Source organism: Flavobacterium sp. LK-23, from assembly GCF_058135255.1.
Genome location: NZ_JBYUVT010000029.1, coordinates 1 through 19,973 on the forward strand (window position 1 = coordinate 1; position 19,973 = coordinate 19,973).

The 19,973-nt window shown below is 32.6% G+C and carries 21 protein-coding genes and 4 tRNA genes; 17 read left to right on the plus strand and 8 right to left on the minus strand.

Annotation, left to right across the window (positions count from 1 at the left end):
- From AC3Y25_RS23670 to AC3Y25_RS23680, 3 genes are all read left to right on the plus strand, one after another.
- Positions 1-73: transfer RNA gene (locus AC3Y25_RS23670), tRNA-Lys, on the plus strand.
- Positions 74-113: 40 nt separating this feature from the next.
- Positions 114-186: transfer RNA gene (locus AC3Y25_RS23675), tRNA-Lys, on the plus strand.
- Positions 187-229: 43 nt separating this feature from the next.
- Positions 230-312, plus strand: a tRNA-Leu gene (locus AC3Y25_RS23680).
- 134 nt (positions 313-446) lie between these two features.
- On the opposite strand, the gene AC3Y25_RS23685 is transcribed toward AC3Y25_RS23680, so the two are convergent.
- Positions 447-1,364, minus strand: coding sequence for a WD40/YVTN/BNR-like repeat-containing protein (locus tag AC3Y25_RS23685; protein WP_489904453.1), 918 nt, complete (start codon positions 1,362-1,364; stop codon positions 447-449).
- A 257-nt stretch (positions 1,365-1,621) separates the two neighbouring features.
- Between AC3Y25_RS23685 and AC3Y25_RS23690 the strand changes: the two genes are divergently transcribed.
- The 9 genes from AC3Y25_RS23690 (at position 1,622) to AC3Y25_RS23730 (ending at position 9,225) form a co-directional block, all read left to right on the plus strand.
- A complete protein-coding gene (locus AC3Y25_RS23690; protein ID WP_427875030.1) occupies positions 1,622-2,023 on the plus strand; it encodes a helix-turn-helix domain-containing protein in 402 nt (133 codons plus the stop codon).
- Positions 2,024-2,209: 186 nt separating this feature from the next.
- A tRNA-Lys gene (locus AC3Y25_RS23695) sits at positions 2,210-2,282 on the plus strand.
- Positions 2,283-2,478: 196 nt separating this feature from the next.
- Positions 2,479-2,979 carry a tetratricopeptide repeat protein gene (locus AC3Y25_RS23700; RefSeq protein WP_248728007.1) on the plus strand — a complete coding sequence of 167 codons (501 nt, stop codon included), beginning with the start codon at positions 2,479-2,481 and terminating at the stop codon, positions 2,977-2,979.
- A 218-nt stretch (positions 2,980-3,197) separates the two neighbouring features.
- Positions 3,198-4,097: a MerR family transcriptional regulator gene (locus AC3Y25_RS23705; RefSeq protein ID WP_095929553.1), complete on the plus strand. Its 900-nt coding sequence runs from the start codon at positions 3,198-3,200 to the stop codon at positions 4,095-4,097.
- Positions 4,098-4,136: 39 nt separating this feature from the next.
- Positions 4,137-5,603 carry a phytoene desaturase family protein gene (locus AC3Y25_RS23710; protein WP_489904454.1) on the plus strand — a complete coding sequence of 489 codons (1,467 nt, stop codon included), beginning with the start codon at positions 4,137-4,139 and terminating at the stop codon, positions 5,601-5,603.
- Positions 5,604-5,607: 4 nt separating this feature from the next.
- Entirely contained in the window at positions 5,608-6,447 is an 840-nt protein-coding gene (locus tag AC3Y25_RS23715) for a phytoene/squalene synthase family protein (protein ID WP_427875032.1), read from the plus strand.
- Positions 6,448-6,698: 251 nt separating this feature from the next.
- The gene (locus AC3Y25_RS23720; protein ID WP_379800917.1) at positions 6,699-7,139 is read left to right on the plus strand and encodes a sterol desaturase family protein; all 441 of its coding nucleotides are present in this window, start codon (positions 6,699-6,701) and stop codon (positions 7,137-7,139) included.
- 110 nt (positions 7,140-7,249) lie between these two features.
- Positions 7,250-7,720, plus strand: a complete 471-nt coding sequence (locus tag AC3Y25_RS23725) for an SRPBCC family protein (protein ID WP_250837209.1) — start codon at positions 7,250-7,252, stop codon at positions 7,718-7,720.
- 209 nt (positions 7,721-7,929) lie between these two features.
- Positions 7,930-9,225, plus strand: coding sequence for a cryptochrome/photolyase family protein (locus AC3Y25_RS23730; RefSeq protein WP_489904455.1), 1,296 nt, complete (start codon positions 7,930-7,932; stop codon positions 9,223-9,225).
- A 293-nt stretch (positions 9,226-9,518) separates the two neighbouring features.
- On the opposite strand, the gene AC3Y25_RS23735 is transcribed toward AC3Y25_RS23730, so the two are convergent.
- Positions 9,519-10,823: an ABC1 kinase family protein gene (locus AC3Y25_RS23735; RefSeq protein ID WP_489904456.1), complete on the minus strand. Its 1,305-nt coding sequence runs from the start codon at positions 10,821-10,823 to the stop codon at positions 9,519-9,521.
- Positions 10,823-11,482: a TetR family transcriptional regulator C-terminal domain-containing protein gene (locus AC3Y25_RS23740; protein WP_489904457.1), complete on the minus strand. Its 660-nt coding sequence runs from the start codon at positions 11,480-11,482 to the stop codon at positions 10,823-10,825. The genes AC3Y25_RS23735 and AC3Y25_RS23740 overlap by 1 nt, the downstream gene beginning before the upstream one ends.
- A gap of 98 nt (positions 11,483-11,580) precedes the next feature.
- Between AC3Y25_RS23740 and AC3Y25_RS23745 the strand changes: the two genes are divergently transcribed.
- Positions 11,581-12,492 (plus strand): TIGR01777 family oxidoreductase, encoded by a 912-nt coding sequence (locus tag AC3Y25_RS23745; RefSeq protein ID WP_489904458.1) that lies wholly within the window; start codon positions 11,581-11,583, stop codon positions 12,490-12,492.
- 3 nt (positions 12,493-12,495) lie between these two features.
- Here AC3Y25_RS23745 and AC3Y25_RS23750 read toward each other — a convergent pair whose 3' ends face one another.
- From AC3Y25_RS23750 to AC3Y25_RS23770, 5 genes are all read right to left on the minus strand, one after another.
- Positions 12,496-13,062 carry a YceI family protein gene (locus AC3Y25_RS23750; protein ID WP_250837214.1) on the minus strand — a complete coding sequence of 189 codons (567 nt, stop codon included), beginning with the start codon at positions 13,060-13,062 and terminating at the stop codon, positions 12,496-12,498.
- Between the two features lie 233 nt (positions 13,063-13,295).
- Positions 13,296-13,748 carry a hypothetical protein gene (locus AC3Y25_RS23755; RefSeq protein WP_489904459.1) on the minus strand — a complete coding sequence of 151 codons (453 nt, stop codon included), beginning with the start codon at positions 13,746-13,748 and terminating at the stop codon, positions 13,296-13,298.
- Positions 13,749-13,763: 15 nt separating this feature from the next.
- Positions 13,764-14,159, minus strand: a complete 396-nt coding sequence (locus AC3Y25_RS23760; RefSeq protein ID WP_489904460.1) for a VOC family protein — start codon at positions 14,157-14,159, stop codon at positions 13,764-13,766.
- Between the two features lie 42 nt (positions 14,160-14,201).
- Complete coding sequence (locus AC3Y25_RS23765) at positions 14,202-14,750, minus strand: acyl-CoA thioesterase (protein ID WP_095929541.1); 549 nt, start codon at positions 14,748-14,750, stop codon at positions 14,202-14,204.
- A 109-nt stretch (positions 14,751-14,859) separates the two neighbouring features.
- On the minus strand, positions 14,860-16,233 hold the full coding sequence (locus AC3Y25_RS23770) for a DNA recombination protein RmuC (RefSeq protein WP_489904461.1): 1,374 nt from the start codon (positions 16,231-16,233) through the stop codon (positions 14,860-14,862).
- A 185-nt stretch (positions 16,234-16,418) separates the two neighbouring features.
- Between AC3Y25_RS23770 and AC3Y25_RS23775 the strand changes: the two genes are divergently transcribed.
- From AC3Y25_RS23775 to AC3Y25_RS23790, 4 genes are all read left to right on the plus strand, one after another.
- Positions 16,419-17,294, plus strand: coding sequence for a protease complex subunit PrcB family protein (locus AC3Y25_RS23775; protein ID WP_489904462.1), 876 nt, complete (start codon positions 16,419-16,421; stop codon positions 17,292-17,294).
- Positions 17,295-17,301: 7 nt separating this feature from the next.
- Complete coding sequence (locus AC3Y25_RS23780; protein ID WP_489904463.1) at positions 17,302-17,703, plus strand: hypothetical protein; 402 nt, start codon at positions 17,302-17,304, stop codon at positions 17,701-17,703.
- Positions 17,704-17,790: 87 nt separating this feature from the next.
- Positions 17,791-18,306 carry an RNA polymerase sigma factor gene (locus AC3Y25_RS23785; protein WP_489904464.1) on the plus strand — a complete coding sequence of 172 codons (516 nt, stop codon included), beginning with the start codon at positions 17,791-17,793 and terminating at the stop codon, positions 18,304-18,306.
- Positions 18,303-19,967 carry a hypothetical protein gene (locus tag AC3Y25_RS23790; RefSeq protein WP_489904465.1) on the plus strand — a complete coding sequence of 555 codons (1,665 nt, stop codon included), beginning with the start codon at positions 18,303-18,305 and terminating at the stop codon, positions 19,965-19,967. The genes AC3Y25_RS23785 and AC3Y25_RS23790 overlap by 4 nt, the downstream gene beginning before the upstream one ends.
- Positions 19,968-19,973: the final 6 nt, after the last annotated feature.

Genomic DNA, 19,973 nt, shown 5'->3' on the forward strand with positions numbered 1-19,973 from the left:
GACTCGATAGCTCAGTCGGTAGAGCACATCACTTTTAATGATGGGGTCCTGGGTTCGAGCCCCAGTCGGGTCACAAATTTTGTGATTAACAAATTAAATTTCTTGAAAGCAATGACTCGATAGCTCAGTCGGTAGAGCACATCACTTTTAATGATGGGGTCCTGGGTTCGAGCCCCAGTCGGGTCACAAAAGGTCGGGTAATTTATTTTACTCGACCTTTTTCCTTTTAGGCCATGTGGAGAAACGGTAGACTCGCCATCTTGAGGGGGTGGTGCTCGCAAGGGCGTGAGGGTTCAAATCCCTCCATGGTCACTAGAAAAGCCTATTTCGTTTTGAAATAGGCTTTTTTATGTTTTGTCTCGTCCTAAAATAAGTTGACGCATTGGTGTTAGAACAATTTTTAAATAAAGAGAGCTAAGCAAAGTTGTCTTATTTTCCTACAAAACTTAATACAGCTGTTTTATTTTTCCATCTTTTACAATATACAATCCATTTTCACACATGATATATACATTAAATTTGGTTTTTTTAATATTTGTGAACCAGCCAGGAAGTTTATATTGTTTCAATGTTTCATCATGGATTAACTGCCCATAATACCCATATTGCTTACCTGTTTTCCTATCTGTTCCTGTTCCTGAAATATGCACAATGTTATCTTTTTGAAGAATTTCTCTAGCTTCACTGCATAAATCTAAGTATACCAATGTGTCCGTTTTATCCTTACTTTTTTTATAAAGCTTCACGTTATCACTTTCATCATTTATTCCGTATGGATAATCAACTACATCTCTTGTATATTCCGTTTCTGGTATCGTTTTTACATACACCCAATCTTTCTTATAATCAGTCCCTTGGAATTTATAGACTTTATTTTCAGCTGTACGAACACAAAGTTGCTCCTTTGGATTTGAAATTATTTCCATTGGAAAAAATTTTCTGGTATCAAAAGTTATTGTTTCCCAAGAATTTCCAAAATCTTTTGAAATATGTATTCGAGAATAATCCGATTCGTGAATTCCTTCCCAACTATCAATGCCAACAAGAATCTTTTTATCAGTAAAAGTTACATCTTTAAACATCAATGATGTTTTAATATTTTTCCAAGTTTTTGCGCCATTTGTCGAATACATTAATTCAAAATACCTACAGGCAATAACTGAGTCTTTTGAAATATCAGCAATATTATTAACATACCTATTTCTCTTTTTTGAAATTTCAGCAGTTGTATCACCTATAGTTTTCACTATATCAGTTGTACTTTTAAAAGTTTCATTTTTAACTTCCAGCTTATCTATTGCGTTCTTTTTACAACCAATTGCAAAAAACAAAATAACAAAATATACCCTGTATTGTCTTTTCATAAAAAAGCAATTAACTTGATTTGTATAGCTAATATATCATTATTTTTAAAAGATAAAACTAATAAACATCATTCAAGATTTTTTTAATTCTTCTCATAAATGGTTCGAATTCTACCCGACAATTTTATTTACAATACACAAAACAGATATAATATCTGACAAAAAAATAATTTGCAGGATATTTTTTTATCTTTGGCAATCAGATTTTTTCAACCTGCATGGCTTTATCTTTAAGCTTTTAGAAAACAATACTCATTATGGAACAAAAAATACATCAAGGAAGAAACGTGAAACGTTTTAGAGAAATGCTTAACATAAAACAAGAAGCATTGGCTTATGATCTAGGAGAAGACTGGAGTCAAAAGAAAATTTCTTTATTGGAGCAGAAAGATGTAATTGAGGAAAATCTTCTAAAACAAATTGCAGCAATATTAAAAATCCCTGTAGAAGCATTTCAGAATTTTAACGAAGAACAGGCAATAAATATTATTTCTAGTACTTTTCACGACACTCAAGGTTTAATAAATTACAGCCCAACTTTCAACAACAATCCAATCGACAAATTGATTCAGTTGCATGAAGAAAAAATAGCCTTATACGAGCGTATGTTGAGAGAAAAAGAAGAGATGATGCAAAGACTTGAAAAGCTTATCAAATAAATAATTCAGAAAAATCAGCAGTTTTTTATTCTGCACCTTTATTATCACAGAAAAAAAACAAAATATATACCACTGCAAAGTAAGCACTTACAATAACAATTTAAATTAATTTCAAAATTCCTTTCCAAAAAGGCTTTGCAAACTAAATAAAGTACTTATATTTGCACCCTCATTGAAGAAATCGAAGACTCGATAGCTCAGTCGGTAGAGCACATCACTTTTAATGATGGGGTCCTGGGTTCGAGCCCCAGTCGGGTCACAAAAGGTCAGGTAATTTATTTTACTTGACCTTTTTCTTTTTAAGAAATATCAAATCTTAAAAATAGAGCTTTAGAAAAACCTCCTTTAATTTTTTCTTACTATTTCTTCATTTACCAAAAGAAATTTTCTCACAAGATAAAAACTTTCTTAAATTCGTTGGGAAATAATTAAATCACTAATCCCAAATTAGTTTTATGAAAAACCTACTATTAGCATCATTTATAATGGTGTCATGCTCGACTTGGGCGCAATCTGCAACAGGCTATTTTGACAAAGCCATGAAAAAAGCTGAAGCTGGAAATACAAAAGGCGCCATAGCCGATTACACCAAAGCTATCAGCATGAATTCTAAATTTGTTGAAGCTTATCAGAACCGTGGTGTAGCAAAATTCAAACTAAACGATTTAAAAGGTGCTCAGGCTGACTTTAGCAAGACAATCGAATTGGACGACATGAATGCAGACGCTTTTACTGGCAGAGCCAATGTCAATTACAAACTGCAGAATTACGAAGGAACAATTGAAGATTGCACCGCTTCTTTAGGCTTAAACCCGAAAGATTATGTCGCCTACAATTTAAGAGGATTGGCCTATAACAAAATTGGCGATAAGAAAAATTGCTGTAAGGATTTTACAAAAGCAATTGAGTTAGGAAGCCAAAGCGCCGCAAAAAACAGAGCTACTTTCTGTAAATAATACATAAAGCAAAAAAAATAAGAACAGTCTGTCAAGATTTTAATCTGATAGGCTGTTTTCTTTTTTATCAAAGTAATATATTTCTTAAGAAATAAATACCTGATTTTAGGTAAAAAATATATTATGAATACGTAAACCTCTAATTCTCTATCTTTTTAATTTAGTTTTAATGTCGAATCTAAGATTTTATTTTACATTTGTTGACTTAATCGCGAAAAATGATAAACAATATTAAAACTGTTTTCAGCATTAAAGATCTTGAGAACTTATCTGGAATAAAAGCGCATACCATACGCATCTGGGAAAAGAGATACAATATCCTTGAACCTATGCGAACCGACACTAATATTAGATTTTACAATCTTCATAACCTGCAGAAACTTTTAAACATTACGTTACTGCATGAATACGGCTATAAGATTTCTAAAATTGCAACCTATCCTGAAGAAAAAATACCACAACTGGTACGCGAAATAATTTCGAAGAAAAATTCTCAAAACTATGCCATCACTTCTTTTAAAATGGCGATGATGAACTTTGATCAAGAATTATTCTTCAACACATTTGATTGGCTTATTACCGAAAAAACATTTAAAGAAGTTTTTAAAGAACATTTTTTGCCTCTTTTAAAAGAGTTGGGATTATTATGGCAGTCTGAAACGATTACTCCTGCAAACGAACATTTCATGAGTCATTTAATCAAGCAGAAAATATTGATTTATACAGAAAGCCTTCAAATTAGAAAACCAATCAAAACCGATCGAATTTTTGTTTTATCACTTCCGTTAAACGAAATTCACCAAATAGGATTGTTATACCTGCAATACGAAATTCTTGATAAAGGCTACAAAACCATTTATCTGGGAGAAAGTATGCCAATTGAAAACTTACAGGATTTAACCAAACATTTTGAAAACATTACGTTTATTTCCTTTATGACTGTTCAGCCAGACCGAAGCGTAATTAATCAATATGTAAAATCTATGGGGCAGAAATTATTGCAGAAAAACAACGAAATCTGGCTTATGGGTAAAATGGTAGAATACATTGATGAGAAAGTCCTAACAGACAGAATTCGAGTTTTTGATTCGATGGAAGAAACTATTAACATGCTTTAATTTATTTTTGTTTAAGTTTTTCTTATATTTGTTAAACAAATGAGAAAAACTATCCAAATAATAGGCTCAGGCTTCTCTTCTTTGGCAGCCGCATGTTACCTTGCACAGCAGGGAAACAAAGTTACTGTCTACGAGAAAAACAGCACAATTGGCGGTCGCGCCAGACAATTTAAAGAAGACGGTTTTACTTTTGACATGGGACCAAGCTGGTATTGGATGCCAGATGTTTTTGAACGCTTTTTTCAAGACTTCAATAAAAAACCTTCTGATTATTATGAACTGATAAAATTAAATCCGGCCTATCGTGTTTATTTCGGAATGGATGATTTCATCAGCATTTATGATAATCTAGAAGAGATTAAATATACTTTTGAGACGATCGAAAAAGGAAGCGGTCAAAAACTGCAAAGCTTTATTGACCAAGCCAAAAGCAATTATGACATTGCAATCAAAGATTTGGTTTATCGCCCAGGAGTTTCTCCTCTTGAATTAATTACCAAAGAAACGGCATTAAAACTCAATCAGTTTTTTAAAAACGTAAGCACCGATATTCGGAAAAAATTCAAGAATGAAAGATTAATTCAAATTCTCGAATTTCCAGTTTTATTTCTTGGAGCAAAACCAACTAAAACGCCTTCCTTTTATAATTTTATGAATTATGCCGATTTCGGTTTAGGAACTTGGCACCCTAAAACTGGAATGTTTGATGTCATTCGAGGAATCGAAAAATTGGCATTAGAACTTGGCGTAACCATTAAAACCAATTCGCCAATTGATAAAATAATTGTCGAAAATAAAATAGCTAAAGGAATTGTAATTAATGGCGAAATCCTGAAGGCTGATATTGTTTTGAGTGGTGCCGATTATCATCATTCGGAAATTTTACTCGAAAAAGAACACAGAATGTATTCTGAAAAATATTGGGAAAGCAGAGTTTTTGCTCCCTCTTCTCTCCTATTTTTTGTTGGTTTCAATAAAAAAATAGAAAACATTTCGCATCACGCTTTATTTTTTGATGTCGATTTCAACCAGCATGCTGCAGATATTTATGATAATCCAAAATGGCCCGATGCCCCTTTATTCTATGCCAACTTTCCATCCAAAACAGATTTGACCGCGGCGCCAAACGGAATGGAATCTGGATTTTTCTTAATTCCGCTAGCTCCCGGAATCGAAGATAACGAAGCGTTACGAGAAGAATATTTCGAAAAGATAATCGCTCGTTTTGAAGAACTTACGCAACAAAAAATAAAAAATAATATTATCTTTAAGAGATCATTTTGTAAAAATGACTTTGTAAGCGATTATAACGCCTACAAAGGAAATGCTTACGGAATGGCCAATACCCTCTTGCAAACCGCTTTTTTAAGACCAAAATTAAAAAGCAAAAAAGTCAAGAATTTATATTTTACAGGACAATTAACCGTTCCTGGGCCAGGTGTTCCGCCTGCTTTAATTTCAGGAAAACTCGCAGCTGAATTAATTCAAAAATCTTTTAGATCTTAAAAAAATGAAATCACTATTCGACGCCGTTTCTTTCAAATGCAGCAAACTGGTAACCAAAAATTACAGTACTTCATTTTCGCTAGCCGTAAAAATGCTTTCGCCAAGCATTCGAGATGCCATTTACAGTATTTACGGATTTGTTCGTTTTGCTGACGAAATCGTGGATTCATTTCACGATTATGAAAAAGAATATCTTATTGAAGATTTCGAAAAAGAATATTACAAAGCAATGCAATTGGGCATTAGTTTAAATCCGATTTTGAATTCATTTCAACATACTGTAAAAGAATACAATATTAGTGATGATCTCGTTCAAGCTTTTCTAAAAAGCATGAAAATGGATCTTATAAAATCAAATTACCAAACACAAACCGAATACATAGATTACATTTACGGTTCTGCAGATGTTGTCGGATTAATGTGTTTGAAAGTTTTTGTATCTGGAAAAGAGCATAAATACGAACAGCTGAAAAACGAAGCTATGCGTTTAGGTTCTGCTTTTCAGAAAGTAAATTTCTTGAGAGATCTAAAAGACGATAATACGATCTTGAATCGCACTTATTTTCCAGGCGTAAATCTGAATAATTTCAACGAAGATTCGAAAAATCAAATCATCAAAGAAATCGAAGAAGATTTTAGAATTGCCTATCAAGGAATTGTAAAATTACCAATAGAAGCCAAATTTGGGGTTTATACCGCTTATGTTTATTATAAAAAACTACTTCAAAAGCTAAAACACACACCTTACTATGAGATTGGAAATTCGAGAATTCGTGTTTCTAATTATACCAAAGCAGGACTTTTGGCGCAGTCTTTTGTGACTTATAAATTGAAGTTGGTATAATTTCCTTCAACTTTGTAATTACGATTAAACAAACAGTTTGTCTTTCTGAGCGAAGTCGAAGAACCGCGAGAAGCTCGCCAAAGATTAGATTCTCATTGCGGAGTTACTTGCGTTCCTTCGACTTCGCTCAGGATGACAAAAATGACAAAATCAGCAATTTTTAAAAACTTTTTTTTGAGTCAATATTTTATAATCCAAAGCTAAACTCAAAACCAATAAAACGATAATTTTAAAACCTCAACATTTATAAAATGATTTCTTTTTTAATCTTTTTAGGCGTTTTTCTTTTCATGGAATGTGTTACGTGGCTCACGCATAAATACATAATGCATGGATTTATGTGGTATTTTCATGCGGATCATCATCAGCCGAAATACGAAAACACCTTTGAGCGCAACGATATTTTCTTCGTCATTTTTGCTACGCCAAGTATTATTCTATTCTACTTTGGCGTTCAAGGCGGATTTAATTATTTGTTTTTCATTGCCTGTGGAATTACACTTTACGGCATTTGCTATTTTCTAATTCACGATGTTTTGATTCATCAGCGTTTTAAATGGTTTAAAAACACCAAAAACAAATACCTCATCGGATTACGAAAAGCTCATAAAATTCACCATAAACACCTCAACAAAGAAAAAGGAGAATGTTTCGGAATGTTGTTCGTACCATTCAAATATTATAAAATGTAGCATTATTTGGGTGTTCGATTTCTACTTTTTGTCTCTGGCCAAAAATGCCTGCTACAAAAGAGCTCACTTTACACCTTAACGCTCACGTATTTCAAGAAAGATTTGTGATTATGAAATTATACAAAATAGTTACCGTACAGCATATAAATGCAAGTGTAGAAGATTGCTGGGATTTTTTCTCAAGTCCGAAAAACCTGCAGACCATTACTCTCGATAATATGAATTTTCAAATTCAGGATTACGATGGCAAGCGCATGTATCACGGACAAATAATTTCATACACCTTAAGACCTCTTTTCGGAATTAAAACTTCTTGGGTTACCGAAATTACGGCTTGCCAAGAAAACGATTATTTTGTAGATATTCAGCAATTTGGACCTTATAAACTTTGGCATCACAAACATTTCTTTGAACCAACACCAGATGGAGGAACCAAAATGACCGACATTGTCCATTACGCTCTCCCATTCGGAATCTTAGGCCGAATCATGAATCGTTTAATCGTAAAAAACAAACTGAAAAGTATTTTCGATTACAGATTTAATAAAATTGAAGAATTATTTAATTCTAAAAAAGCTTAAAAAATTTAAACACATAGAATCATAGATTTTAGATTGACAAAAAAAGGCGTTTCACTTGCATAAATACACACAGCTATGTGTTAAAAACTAGTTTCTTTATAAACTCTTTTTAAAAGAAAAAAAATCTATGTTTCTATGTGTTGAGAAAAATAGCCCAGAGAATAAAAAATCATTTGAAATCGATTAATCTGTGGCAAAAAATAAAAACAATGACAAAACAAAAAGTTACTTTATTCTGGTTTAGACGTGATTTGCGTTTAGAAGACAATACCGGATTATTTCATGCTTTACAATCCGATTTTCCTGTTGTACCTCTTTTTATTTTTGATGATGATATTTTAGAACATCTCCCAAAAGACGATGCAAGAGTAACTTTCATTTATGATTCATTAAAAAAAATAAACTCAGAATTAAACCCATTTGATTCTTCCATTTTAATCAAAAAAGGAAAAACAAAAGACGTTTGGAAATCGCTTGTCGAAGAATTTGACATTCAAAATGTTTTCTTTAATAAAGATTATGAACCATTCGCTATTAAACGCGACAGTTTAATTTCATCTTTATTAAAAGAAAATAATATTGAAACGATATCTTTTAAAGATCATGTAATTTTTGAAGAAAAAGAAATAACCAAAGCAGACGGACTTCCTTATACTGTTTACACGCCTTACAAAAACAAATGGCTGGAAAAATATCGTCTCTCTGGATCTGCTCCAGAATATGATTCGACGTCGCATCAATCGAATTTTTTGAAAAATAAATTCAAGTTTCCAGATTTAGATGAAATAGGTTTTAAAAGAAGCTCTATAAAAGTTCTTCCACACAACTTAACGCAAATTTCTCATTATAAAGAAACCAGAGATTTTCCAGCTCTGGATAGCACTTCTCATCTTTCTCCGCATTTACGCTTTGGAACAGTAAGTATCCGAAAATTAGTAAACTGGGCCAACCGAAAAAATCAGACTTTTTTGAGTGAATTAATCTGGAGAGAATTCTTTATTCAGATTCTATTTAGTTTTCCAAATTGCGTTAATCATAATTTTAAATCCAATTATGACGGAATTCAATGGCGAAATAACGAAGAGGATTTCAAACGTTGGTGTTCTGGAAAAACAGGATATCCGATGGTCGATGCTGGAATGCGACAATTAAACGAAACAGGTTATATGCACAATCGCGTACGTATGGTTGTAGCCAGTTTTCTTTGCAAACACTTACTGATTAATTGGCAGTGGGGCGAAGGGTATTTTGCAGAAAAACTTTTAGATTTTGAATTGGCTTCAAACGTAGGAAACTGGCAATGGGCAGCAGGAACAGGCTGTGATGCTGCTCCTTATTTCAGAGTTTTTAATCCCGAAATTCAACAAAAGAAATTTGACGAAAAAGGAGAATACATTAGAAAATGGATTCCCGAATTTGATTTTGGTTACGCAGAACCTATGGTTGATCATGCTTTTGCGAGAGATCGTGCGATTGCGACTTACAAGGCAGGGATTTTGAAGTAGTTTTTTTGTTTCAGGTTTCAAGTTTCAAGTTTATACTGGATGCTTAATTTTGTTTCACGCCGATTTTGCAGATTAAGCAGATTTATATTCATTTTTGTCATCCTGAGGAACGAAGGATCACACTAGAAACTCCGCACAGAATGTCGCCAAACTTTGTCGATTTACGAGTGTGATCCTTCGTTCCTCAGGATGACAAACTAGACAAAAAAAACTTTGTCAAAGTTTTAAACTTTGACAAAGTTCTATAGATAAAGTTCAGCCAACTTGAAACTTGAGACCTGAAACAAAAAAACTTAATATTTCAAATAGTCGTTCACCACAATTTTAGCTTTCAAATCAAACATTAAATTGTATAAACCAAAGAAAGTACGATTCATGTAAATAAAGTGCTTAGAACCTCGATTTCCGTTCATTTTTTTCAAGTTTGTATCTTCTGAGAAACGTTTTCCTAATTCGGCAATTGCATTAAAGAATTTTTCATCAGAAAAATCGAAAGTTTCGTTTTGAAAAGGTTTTGTAAAAAGCGACAATAAATCATGAAACATTTCTGTGAAATATTCCACTTCTGCAGGTGTATCATCTTTGCGCAGAATTTCTAATTCGAATAATTTCTCATTAAAAAGCTTCTGGTCTGTAATCACATTTTTATTGATCAATTCGAAATAGGGCGTATAAAAATCTTCTGGAATTTGTTTCATACAACCAAAATCTAAAGCGATCAATTGCTTTTGATCGTCAACCAAAAAATTTCCCGGATGCGGATCTGCATGTACTTTTCGTAAAACATGAATCTGATACATGTAAAAATCCCAAAGTGCTTGTCCTAACTTATCGCTCGCTTCTTGATCTTTATTTATGGCTGTAAATTCAGAAAGATGAATTCCCGACATCCAATCCATGGTAATAATTTTCTCTGATGAAAATTCTGGATAGTAATTGGGAAAAGTAATATTTTCGATTTTACTGCAAGCATCAACAACTTCCTGACTTTGTTGTAATTCTAACAAATAGTTGGTTTCCTCAATTAGTTTGTCTTCAACTTCTTTAAAGTATTTATCAGAATCTTTTCCTTGAAGATTAAACATTCTAATCGCAATTGGTTTTACCAAAGCCAAATCTGACGAAATACTATTGGCAACTCCAGGATATTGAATTTTAACCGCCAGTTTTTTATCGTTTTTCTTTGCCAAATGCACCTGACCAATACTTGCTGCATTTACAGAATTCGGATTGAACTCGTCAAAAATTTCGTAAGGTGTTTTTCCAAAATTGCTTTTAAACGTTTTTAAAACCAAAGGGGCCGAAAGTGGCGGAACAGAAAACTGCGATAAAGAAAATTTCTCCACATAAGCTTGAGGCAGAAAGTTCTTATCCATACTCAGCATCTGAGCTACCTTTAAGGCACTTCCTTTTAAGCTTTTTAGTCCGTCATAAATATCTTCTGCATTGTTCTCATTTAGCTTATCGCGGGTTAAATCTGGGTTTACCATTTTTTCGGCATAATGCTTTACATAGTTTACACCAATCTTAGCACCAGTCTGAACCAATTTTCCCGCTCGCTCAATTTTAGAAGTTGGGATATAATCAATTGTTTTCATTATCTGCTGTGTACTTTTTCTTTAAACAAAAATTTTCCAAAATCAATCAGATGATTCATTGGTGCAACATTCATCAACTCAAATGAAGCATTAACAGACTTTTCAATAAAAATATCCGTTTTCTCAAAAGCAGGAGATTCATCTTCCATCCAAAATTTAATGGTCAACATTAATTGTAACCAAGAATATTCTTGAATGGCTTTTTCTTGAAATTTCTGGAATCTTTCTTGCTCTAATCTGTAATCATCTGTTAAAATCTCAGCAACATAGTCTTTGAAACTATTTCGAAGTGTTGTTAACTGAACTAAATTTTTGATTGGGTTTCGATCTATTTTAAGGGATTGCAAAACATAACTTCTGTTGGCTGTCAGGATTTCGAAGAAAGTAAAATAAAAACTCAACATTTTATTCTTCATATCATATCCCTGATATTCTTCATTTTTGTGAAGAAGGTTCACCGTGTTTTCAAAAAACAGTCGAAATATTTCTTTTTCTAAACCTTCTAATGTTCCGAAGAAAGCATAAAACTCAGCTTCAGTAAAATCATTTTCTTTGGCAAAATGATAAACCGATTTTGGTTTTTGACCTTTTTCTAAAACCTCTTCCATATATTTTGAAACGATATCATCTTTGGTAATTACCTTTTTTTTAGTCGCCATTTTATTAAAATTTAGAATTTGCCATAAAGGTAAACATTGTTTAAGTACCTTTACTAATCCTTAAACACTATACACTGTTAAATATATTATAAACTATTATGGCTCAAAATGTTCTATTAACAGGCGGGACTGGTTTCGTCGGGAAATATTTGACAGATGTTCTGATCGAAGCAGGTTTTTCAGTATCCATTTTGAGTCGTTCTGATAGAGAAAGTAATCCAAGAGTGACCTATTATAAATGGGATCTAAAGAAAAACTACATTGACAAAAATGCAGTTTTAAATGCCGATTATATTATTCACCTTGCTGGAGAAGGAATTGTCGAAAAGAGATGGACTAAAAGACGCAAAAGAGCCATTATTGAAAGTCGCGTAAGACCAGTTGAAATGATTTATTCTATTTTGGAAATGAACAATAAAAAGCTGGAAGCGTTTATTTCTGCTTCAGGAATCGGAATTTATGGTGCCGTTACTAGTCATAAAATCTGTACTGAAAATACCCCTCCAGCCGATGATTTCTTAGGCATTACTTGTCAGAAATGGGAAAATGCCGCCGATAAAATTGGTTCTTTAAATATTCGAACAGTCAAAATTCGAACTGGAATTGTTTTTGGTAAAAACGAAGGTTTCTTAAAAAAAATGGTTCCCACATTTAAATCTGGTTTTGGTGCTGTTTTGGGTTCTGGCAAGCAATATCTTCCTTGGATTCATATTGAAGATTTGTGCCAGATTTATTTAAAAAGCATTGAAGACACCAAACTCGAAGGTGCCTACAATGCATGTGTAACCGACAATACAACAAATTCTAGATTTTCTAAAACTATGGCCAAACTATATGATTATAGTATATGGATTCCTAAAGTTCCGGCATTTGTATTAAAAATTCTGTTGGGACAAATGAGTGAAGCCATCTTAACAGGACAGCGTGTTTCTTCAGAAAAAATTCAGAAAACAGGTTTCGAGTTTCAATTTACAGATTTAGAAAAGACACTTATTAATTGTATAAAGTAATTCTTATTTCAAAGTCAGCATGGTCTCATCGCTACGAATAATACCCGTTAGTTCTGTATTGGCTGTTTTTGCAATTTTCGATGCTATAGGAGTTGGAATATTAATATTAAAATCGGATACTGCGATTGGAAAATCTGAAATTATCTGAATTCCCTCTGGAACTCTTTTAATCAAAGCATTTACAATAATCTCCTTCGATTTTCCGCGTAGATTAAGTTTCCCTTTTATATGATATTCTTTTTCTACTTCATTAATATCTTTCAAATCAAATTTTTCAATCTTTCCTTTAAACACCGCTTTAGGATAACGATTGCTTTGCATGTAATTTTCATTGAAATGCTCTTGCATTAAATCCAATTTGAAACGAAAATCTTTGATGATAACAGTACAAATAAAAGTACTTGTTTTAGGTTCTAAAAGTATAGCAACTTGTCTATTTACAGCTCTCACTTCTTCAAACAAAGGAACAGACGCCTCAAAGTTTATTGTTCCCGTATTAGTAAAAAATTTGTCTTGGGCAATGACTGAAAAGGCCGTAAAAAATAAAAATAATAAAGTAGTTGTTTTCATAATCGTCTGCATTTAAACAATTATGTCATTCAATTTATCTGGACTAAGAGAAAATAAAAAATCAGATTCTTAATAATCTGAAAAATCGAACGGCAATACTCAGTGAAAAAATTCCGCAACCCAATAATTATGCTTAAAGTTACGGAATTTTTGCATGCAAAGTTTTGGTACTTATGCTAAATATTTGTGAATGTTTTTTGTTCTGAAATGAGAATCCTCAAAGGGCAAAATGTTTATACTCTTCCTTTTATTAAAGCAAAAATCACATTTGCAAAAAACAGAAGTTGAGATCCTAATAATGCACAAATCAAAATCAAGATTCCAGATTCTATTCTTTGATTAAAATTCGTGTCATTTATAACTGACAATATATCTCCAGGAACAATTTCTCTAAAAAATTTAGGCAAAATAAAAACTATAAACAAACCAATTAGGCTTATTAAAACGTGAGAAACTGTCATCCAATTTATTAAAACAAAATTTAGTTTCAGGATACCAAAATAACCCAAAGCCAATATTCCATAGAAAAAAGAAACAAGAATCATTAAGTGTTTCCAAGAGATTACAAAATAAGTAGCATGAATATTGAGAACAATAGTTTCATTCCCTTTATAAAAGCCATATAGCAGAAGAACTACTATTAATCCTAAAAACACAAAATAAGGTTTGTTCTGTATGTAATTCATTTTCAAAAAAGACATTTAACCTTTTACTTCTGTACAAATCTCGATTAAAAATCCATTTAAATCTCTTGCGTACGCTACAACTTGTCCCCATGGTTTTTCTACAGGTTCTGAAACCATAACTGCTCCAAAAGAAGTGGCTTTTTGCAAAACTTCAGGTACATTCTCTACTATAAAACCAATTTCTATTGCAAAAGGTTTGTCTTCTAAACTGCTTTCGACAAAACCATCAGGTAAATTCTTTGAAGCTAGTTTTTTTGAAGCGAATGAAAGTGTTGTTTCTCCTGTAATTAATTCGCCATAATCACCATCTGGCGAGACAAATTTTCTCGAAAAACCAAATGCATTTTCATAAAATGCAATAGATTCTTCGACATTTTCAACGTATAAAATTGTATATCCAAACTTGACCATATTTTCTAGTATTTAATGTATAACTCATAAATATAAGAAAATTTAGCTGATTTCTAATAGAACATTATATTTTTCTAGGCTTGCTAGATCTTCGATAGAATTTATATTGGCTAATTTTTCGTGTTCTTCAACTTCTTTTCGAACTTCAATATGTTTTATTGCTTTTCTAAAACGACGTACTTCTTGCAAATTAGACAGAATCAATCCTGGAACCTGAACGCTTTTTCCTTCTTTATCTTTGGCAACCATTGTAAAATAAGACGAATTACAATGTTTAATAACGCCTGTCTGAATATTTTCTGCTTCTACACGAATTCCTACGACCATAGAACTTCTTCCGACATAATTTACAGAAGCCTTCATGGTAACCAATTCTCCAACTTCAATTGGTTTAAGAAAGTTTACGGTATCTACAGAAGCAGTTACACAATAATTCCCACTAAATTTTGATGCCGATGCAAAAGCAATTTGATCTAATAATTGTAAAATATATCCCCCATGAATTTTTCCGCTAAAATTAGTATGCGAAGGCAACATTAATTCTGATATACTAACTTTTGATGATGAAACGGGCTTAAAATCTGTACTCATATTTTTGTTTTTGGTATTGTTGATTAGTTGTATTCTATATTCTATATTCTATATTCTATATTCTATATTCTATATTCTATATTCTTTTCTCTTGTTTCTTAGCTCTTTTCTAATTCAATAATTCATTTTCATCTGAATTGATTGCTCTTGCAATAATATTTTCCGGAAGTGCTTTTTTTGCCTTTGCTCCCATTTTTTTTAATCTTTCTACGCTCGAAATTAAGTTTCCTTTTCCGTCAACCAATTTATTCATGGCGCTTTCGTATTCTGTTTTTGTGTCTTTAATTTTATTTCCAATTCGCACTAAATCAGAAACAAAACCTTCAAATTTATCATACAACGCTCCGGCTTGTCTTGCAATCTCCAAGGCGTTTTCCTGCTGTTTTTGATTGGTCCACATGCTGTCAATTGTTCTTAACGTTGCCAAAAGTGTACTTGGCGTTACAATTACAATATTTCGGTCAAATGCTTTTGTGTATAAAGAAGGATCTTCGTTTAAAGCAATTGCAAAAGCGGGCTCCATCGGAATGAACAGCAGTACAAAATCTGGGCTTTCCATGTGGTACAAATCGTGATAGTTTTTACTGCCCAACTGTTCCACATGTCTTTTTATAGAGATTACGTGTTCTTTAAGAAACTCTATTTTTAAAAGTTCAGATTCTTCGTTAACCCATTTTTCGTAAGCAGAAAGCGAAACTTTAGAATCGACAATCATTTTTTTACCGTCTGGAAGATTAATGACAACATCTGGCAAAACGCGATTTCCTTCTGCATTGGTAAAACTCTGCTGCACTTCGTATTCCCTTCCTTTCTCTAATCCTGATTTTTCTAAAACACGTTCTAGAACCAATTCGCCCCAATTTCCCTGCATTTTGCTATCGCCTTTTAATGCTTTGGTAAGATTTAGAGTTTCCTTGCTCATTTGCGCGTTCATTTCACTCAAACCAATAATCTGCTGACGAAGCGCTGCATGATAGTCGATACTTTCTTTATGAGTCTGTTCTACTTTTTGCTCAAAAACCAGAATCTTATCCTGCAAAGGCGTCAGGATATTTTTCATGTTCACGGTATTTTGTTCGGTAAACTTTGCCGATTTTTCTTCTAGAATTTTGTTAGCAAGGTTTTCAAATTCTTTGGTGAATTTTTCCTGAAGTTCATTGATTTCACTTTTTTGCTCTTTATGGCGTTCCCATAAATTTTCAAAATCTACTTCTTTTTTAGAAAGCTGAATGGCCAAACTATCTTTTTCTGTTCGAATGTTTTCTTTCTCAACAATACTCAGCTGCAATTGTTTATGCAAATTATTTTTTTCGTTTTCAAACTGCTCTTTCTGCATTTGCAATTGACCGTTTATGGCATTTAATCTTTCCTCAGAAATAGCTTTTTCCGACTGAAATTTTGATGCAGAAAGCATCCTGCCTAAGTATATGACTATAAAAAGCGCAATAACAAATCCTAACAAAAACGGTATATAATCAGTCATAACTAAGTCTATTTTACGTAAAAGTACGCAATAATACGTAGTGCTTAGTTTTTAAAATAGAAATTTCACTAATTCATTCCCAATCCAAACTAAACCAACATTTTATTTTAAAAAAAATTTTTCACCTCAACGCAACCTTTTTTTGAAACCCCTATCTACTAAAATATAAACCTATTAAAATAATTATGAAAAAATTAATACTTGGCTTATTTGTAGCCTTCGGATTCAGCGCCTGTTCTCTCAATGACGGAAATAACTATGTAGATTGCGGTACAAATACGGTTGTAAATTTTACTGGTTTTCCTTTCTCTTGTAATTATACTGAAAAAACATTGCAAAATAATCCAGCAGCAATTGTTGTGGGATCTCAAGAAAAAATGAATGAGTATTTCACAAAACATGCGAACAGCTGTCCCGTTGCAAGTGATCCTAATATTGATTTTACAAAAGAATATTTAGTTGGAATTTTTGCTGGCGCTAAACCTACAAGCGGTTATGAAATTGTAATTAGCTCTATTGTAGAAAACAATTGTGAAATCGTGGTAAACTATTACGAAAGAACTCCTGCTGTGGGCGAAAACGTAACTCAAACTCCTACATATCCAACTGATTTTGTTTTGATTCCAAAAACATCAAAAGGAATGATCTTCAATAAAACTACAGAAAATGCAGATAATATTATTATTGGAAGCTTCAATAACCAATGTTTAAGCTCAGACTGTCAAAAATTCTATCAAATTAACGATTACAACACTTTAAAATTTTTAAATGTTGGAGCAAAACAATATGATTTTGGACAGTACAGATATACTCCAACAATCAAAAGAGGCGAATATACTTTATTGTTAAAAGATGTTCCTGCAGAGATTTTGGCTTTAAAAGGACAAACTAAAACATACGGTACTCCGGATGCTGGAGATCAAGGCGGAGTTTATTTTGAACTGCGTCAAGGAGCAAACCTTACTAAGGTTTATATCGACAACAACGACACTGCAGACCAAAGTGCCGAAATAAAAATTTTCAAAAAAACGATTCAAGAAAAAATTACAAGCTTAAAATAATGCCATCATGAAGAAACTCTTTTTATCTTTTATTGTCTGTTTTCTTTTTACATCAATGATTTCTGTAAATGCTTCTAGAGAAGAAGCGGCAGGATCAATAATAAATACTTGGATTTGGGAAAAATCTATAGGAGGTTCTAACAATCCTTATGTGGCAACCCCAAAATCAATTGGGTTTAATAAAAAAATCATCTTTACTCCAGATGGAAGGGTTATTACTTATAAAGACAATGTGGAGATAAGAAACAGCACTTATCAGATAGAGAAAGGCAAAGGATATTTTGACCAGTCGGAACATGATCTAATTACGTTTGAAGGCAAAACTTACGTAATAGAAAACCTTGACAATCAAAACCTAACAATTGTAAGCAACAGTCAAGACGGCACTCGAACTATTTTTAAAAGATAGTTTTGTAAGCTATTTAAAACTATTTTTGCAAAATCAAATTTGAACCATTTCTTGAAAGACGAGTTAGAAAAATATATCAAACTGTGCATGAAAAATGACAGGGAGGGACAACTGAAAATTTATCAGTTGTTCTCTCCTGTTTTGTATGGTATCTGTTTGAAATATATGAAGAACGAGGATGACGCGAAAGATGTTTTTCAGGAGGCCTTTGTAATTGCGTTTCAGAAAATAAGCCAATATAAATTTGAAGGAAGTTTTGAAGGCTGGCTGAAACGGATTTTTATAAACAAGCTTATCGAGACTTTAAACAAAAAGAAAAAAGAGAGTTTCTTTTTGGATGTTTTTGATCCCGATACCGATTTTGTGGAAGAAGAGGAACTTGAAGCTATTACGATAGAACAGGAAAAACTGCTGGAATACATTCGGGATTTACCAGATCAATATCGGACGGTTTTTAACTTGTATGTATTTGAAAAAATGAAACACAGAGAAATCGCCGAACTCTTAAAAATCTCCGAAGGGACATCAAAATCAAATTTAAATCGCGCCAAGCATATATTACAAAAGCGAATTTTGAGCATAAAAAATTTTAAAACAGCATGAAGAAGCAAAAAATAGAAGATATTTTTTCATCAATGGAAGACTTTTCGAGTGTTCCGCCTCCAGAGTTATGGAGTCAGATTGAAGAAAAACTAGACAAACCTAAAAAGAAGAAGAGAGTTGTTCTTTGGTGGTCGGCTGCTGCATGCTTATTATTAGGGTTGCTTCTGCCTTCAATATTACATTTTACTGCTTCGCCTGAAAATATAAAAATCAACAATGGCGGTTTAGAAAATAGCAACAATAGTGTTGTTTTGGATAAAAAAACAAACGATAATTCTAACCACAGAAATTTAGATCAAAATAAAAATCTTGGCAAAACAGAAGATTCATTAAACCACAATTTGACAAGAAAAAATCAATTCAATACAGAATCAGGAATTCCAGTTCAAGAAACTTCTGTTGCGGAAACAAATTCTAAAAACGAAACCAATAAAAAAGATTCTAAATATAGCACACCAACTCCTGCCAATGTTCCGAATCAATCTGTTGCATTTCAGAATTATGGTTCATCAGAAGACAAATCAATTGCAAAATCTTCTTCTAAATCTATTTTAGGAAACAACAATTCGAAAGCTTCAAATAAAGGAATTTCTGAAGAAAGAGTTGCATTTGGCAAACAAAACAAATTTAATTCGACAGCAAAAAAACAGCTTTCAAATTCTATTTTTGATGAACAGCTGACAGTTAAAAACAATAAGAATCTTGCCTTCAACAGTCAAAACTCTTCTGTTAACAACAGTTCTTGGGCGAATAAGAATGCTTACAAATCGAATGCTTCAGTTGCAGGAAAAAATGAAAACATCCGCACAGATAAAGCTGTTATCATAAAAGACGATGTAAAGCTTAATAATAGTTTAAGCAAAGTAGATTCTGTACAGCTAGCGGAACTTCAGAATTTAGAAAAAGGAATCTTAACTCCAGAAAAGCAAAAAGAAGAAAAAGAGAAAAAAGATAATTTGATTGACAAAAACGAAAGATGGGCAGTTGCCGTTTTTGCTGGTGTTGCAAGTTCTGAAAACACTAAAAACGAAAAAACATTGGGTAACGTAAACGATTCTAAACAATCTAATTCTTATGGTGTAAAAACAAAATACAGCATTAACAAAAAATGGGCTGTTGGTTCTGGTTTAAAAATTAGCGAATTAGGACAAAGCGTTGCCAATGTATCTTACGTAAGCGCCAAAAACAATGCTTTTTTTGCTCCTGCAGCTACCTATGCCGACAGTAGTCCAGTTGCGTCATCAGATGCAACAAGGCAAGAATATTTTTTGATTTCAAATAGCACAAAAGAAGCTATGAAAAATGAAAATGTCCAAACAGGTAAATTGGATCAAAACTTAAGATATGTAGAAATGCCTCTTGAGGTTTCTTATTCTATTTTTAATAAAAATAAAGCCAGCATTAATTTAAATACAGGTGGTTTTGTGGGTAAATTAATTTCTAATAATGTGAATTTGGATGGGCATTCTATAGGAGAAAACATGAATGCGAATGATTATGTTTATGGTTCTACTTTGAGCAGTACGGTTCAATATCGTGTGTATAAAAAAACCAATGTTTTCGTTGAGCCTGCTATGAATTATTATATCAATCCGTTAAACAGTCAGTCTTTCAACCAATTCCAGTGGGGATTAAATTTTGGTTTGAATGTTTCTTTCTAAAGCAAA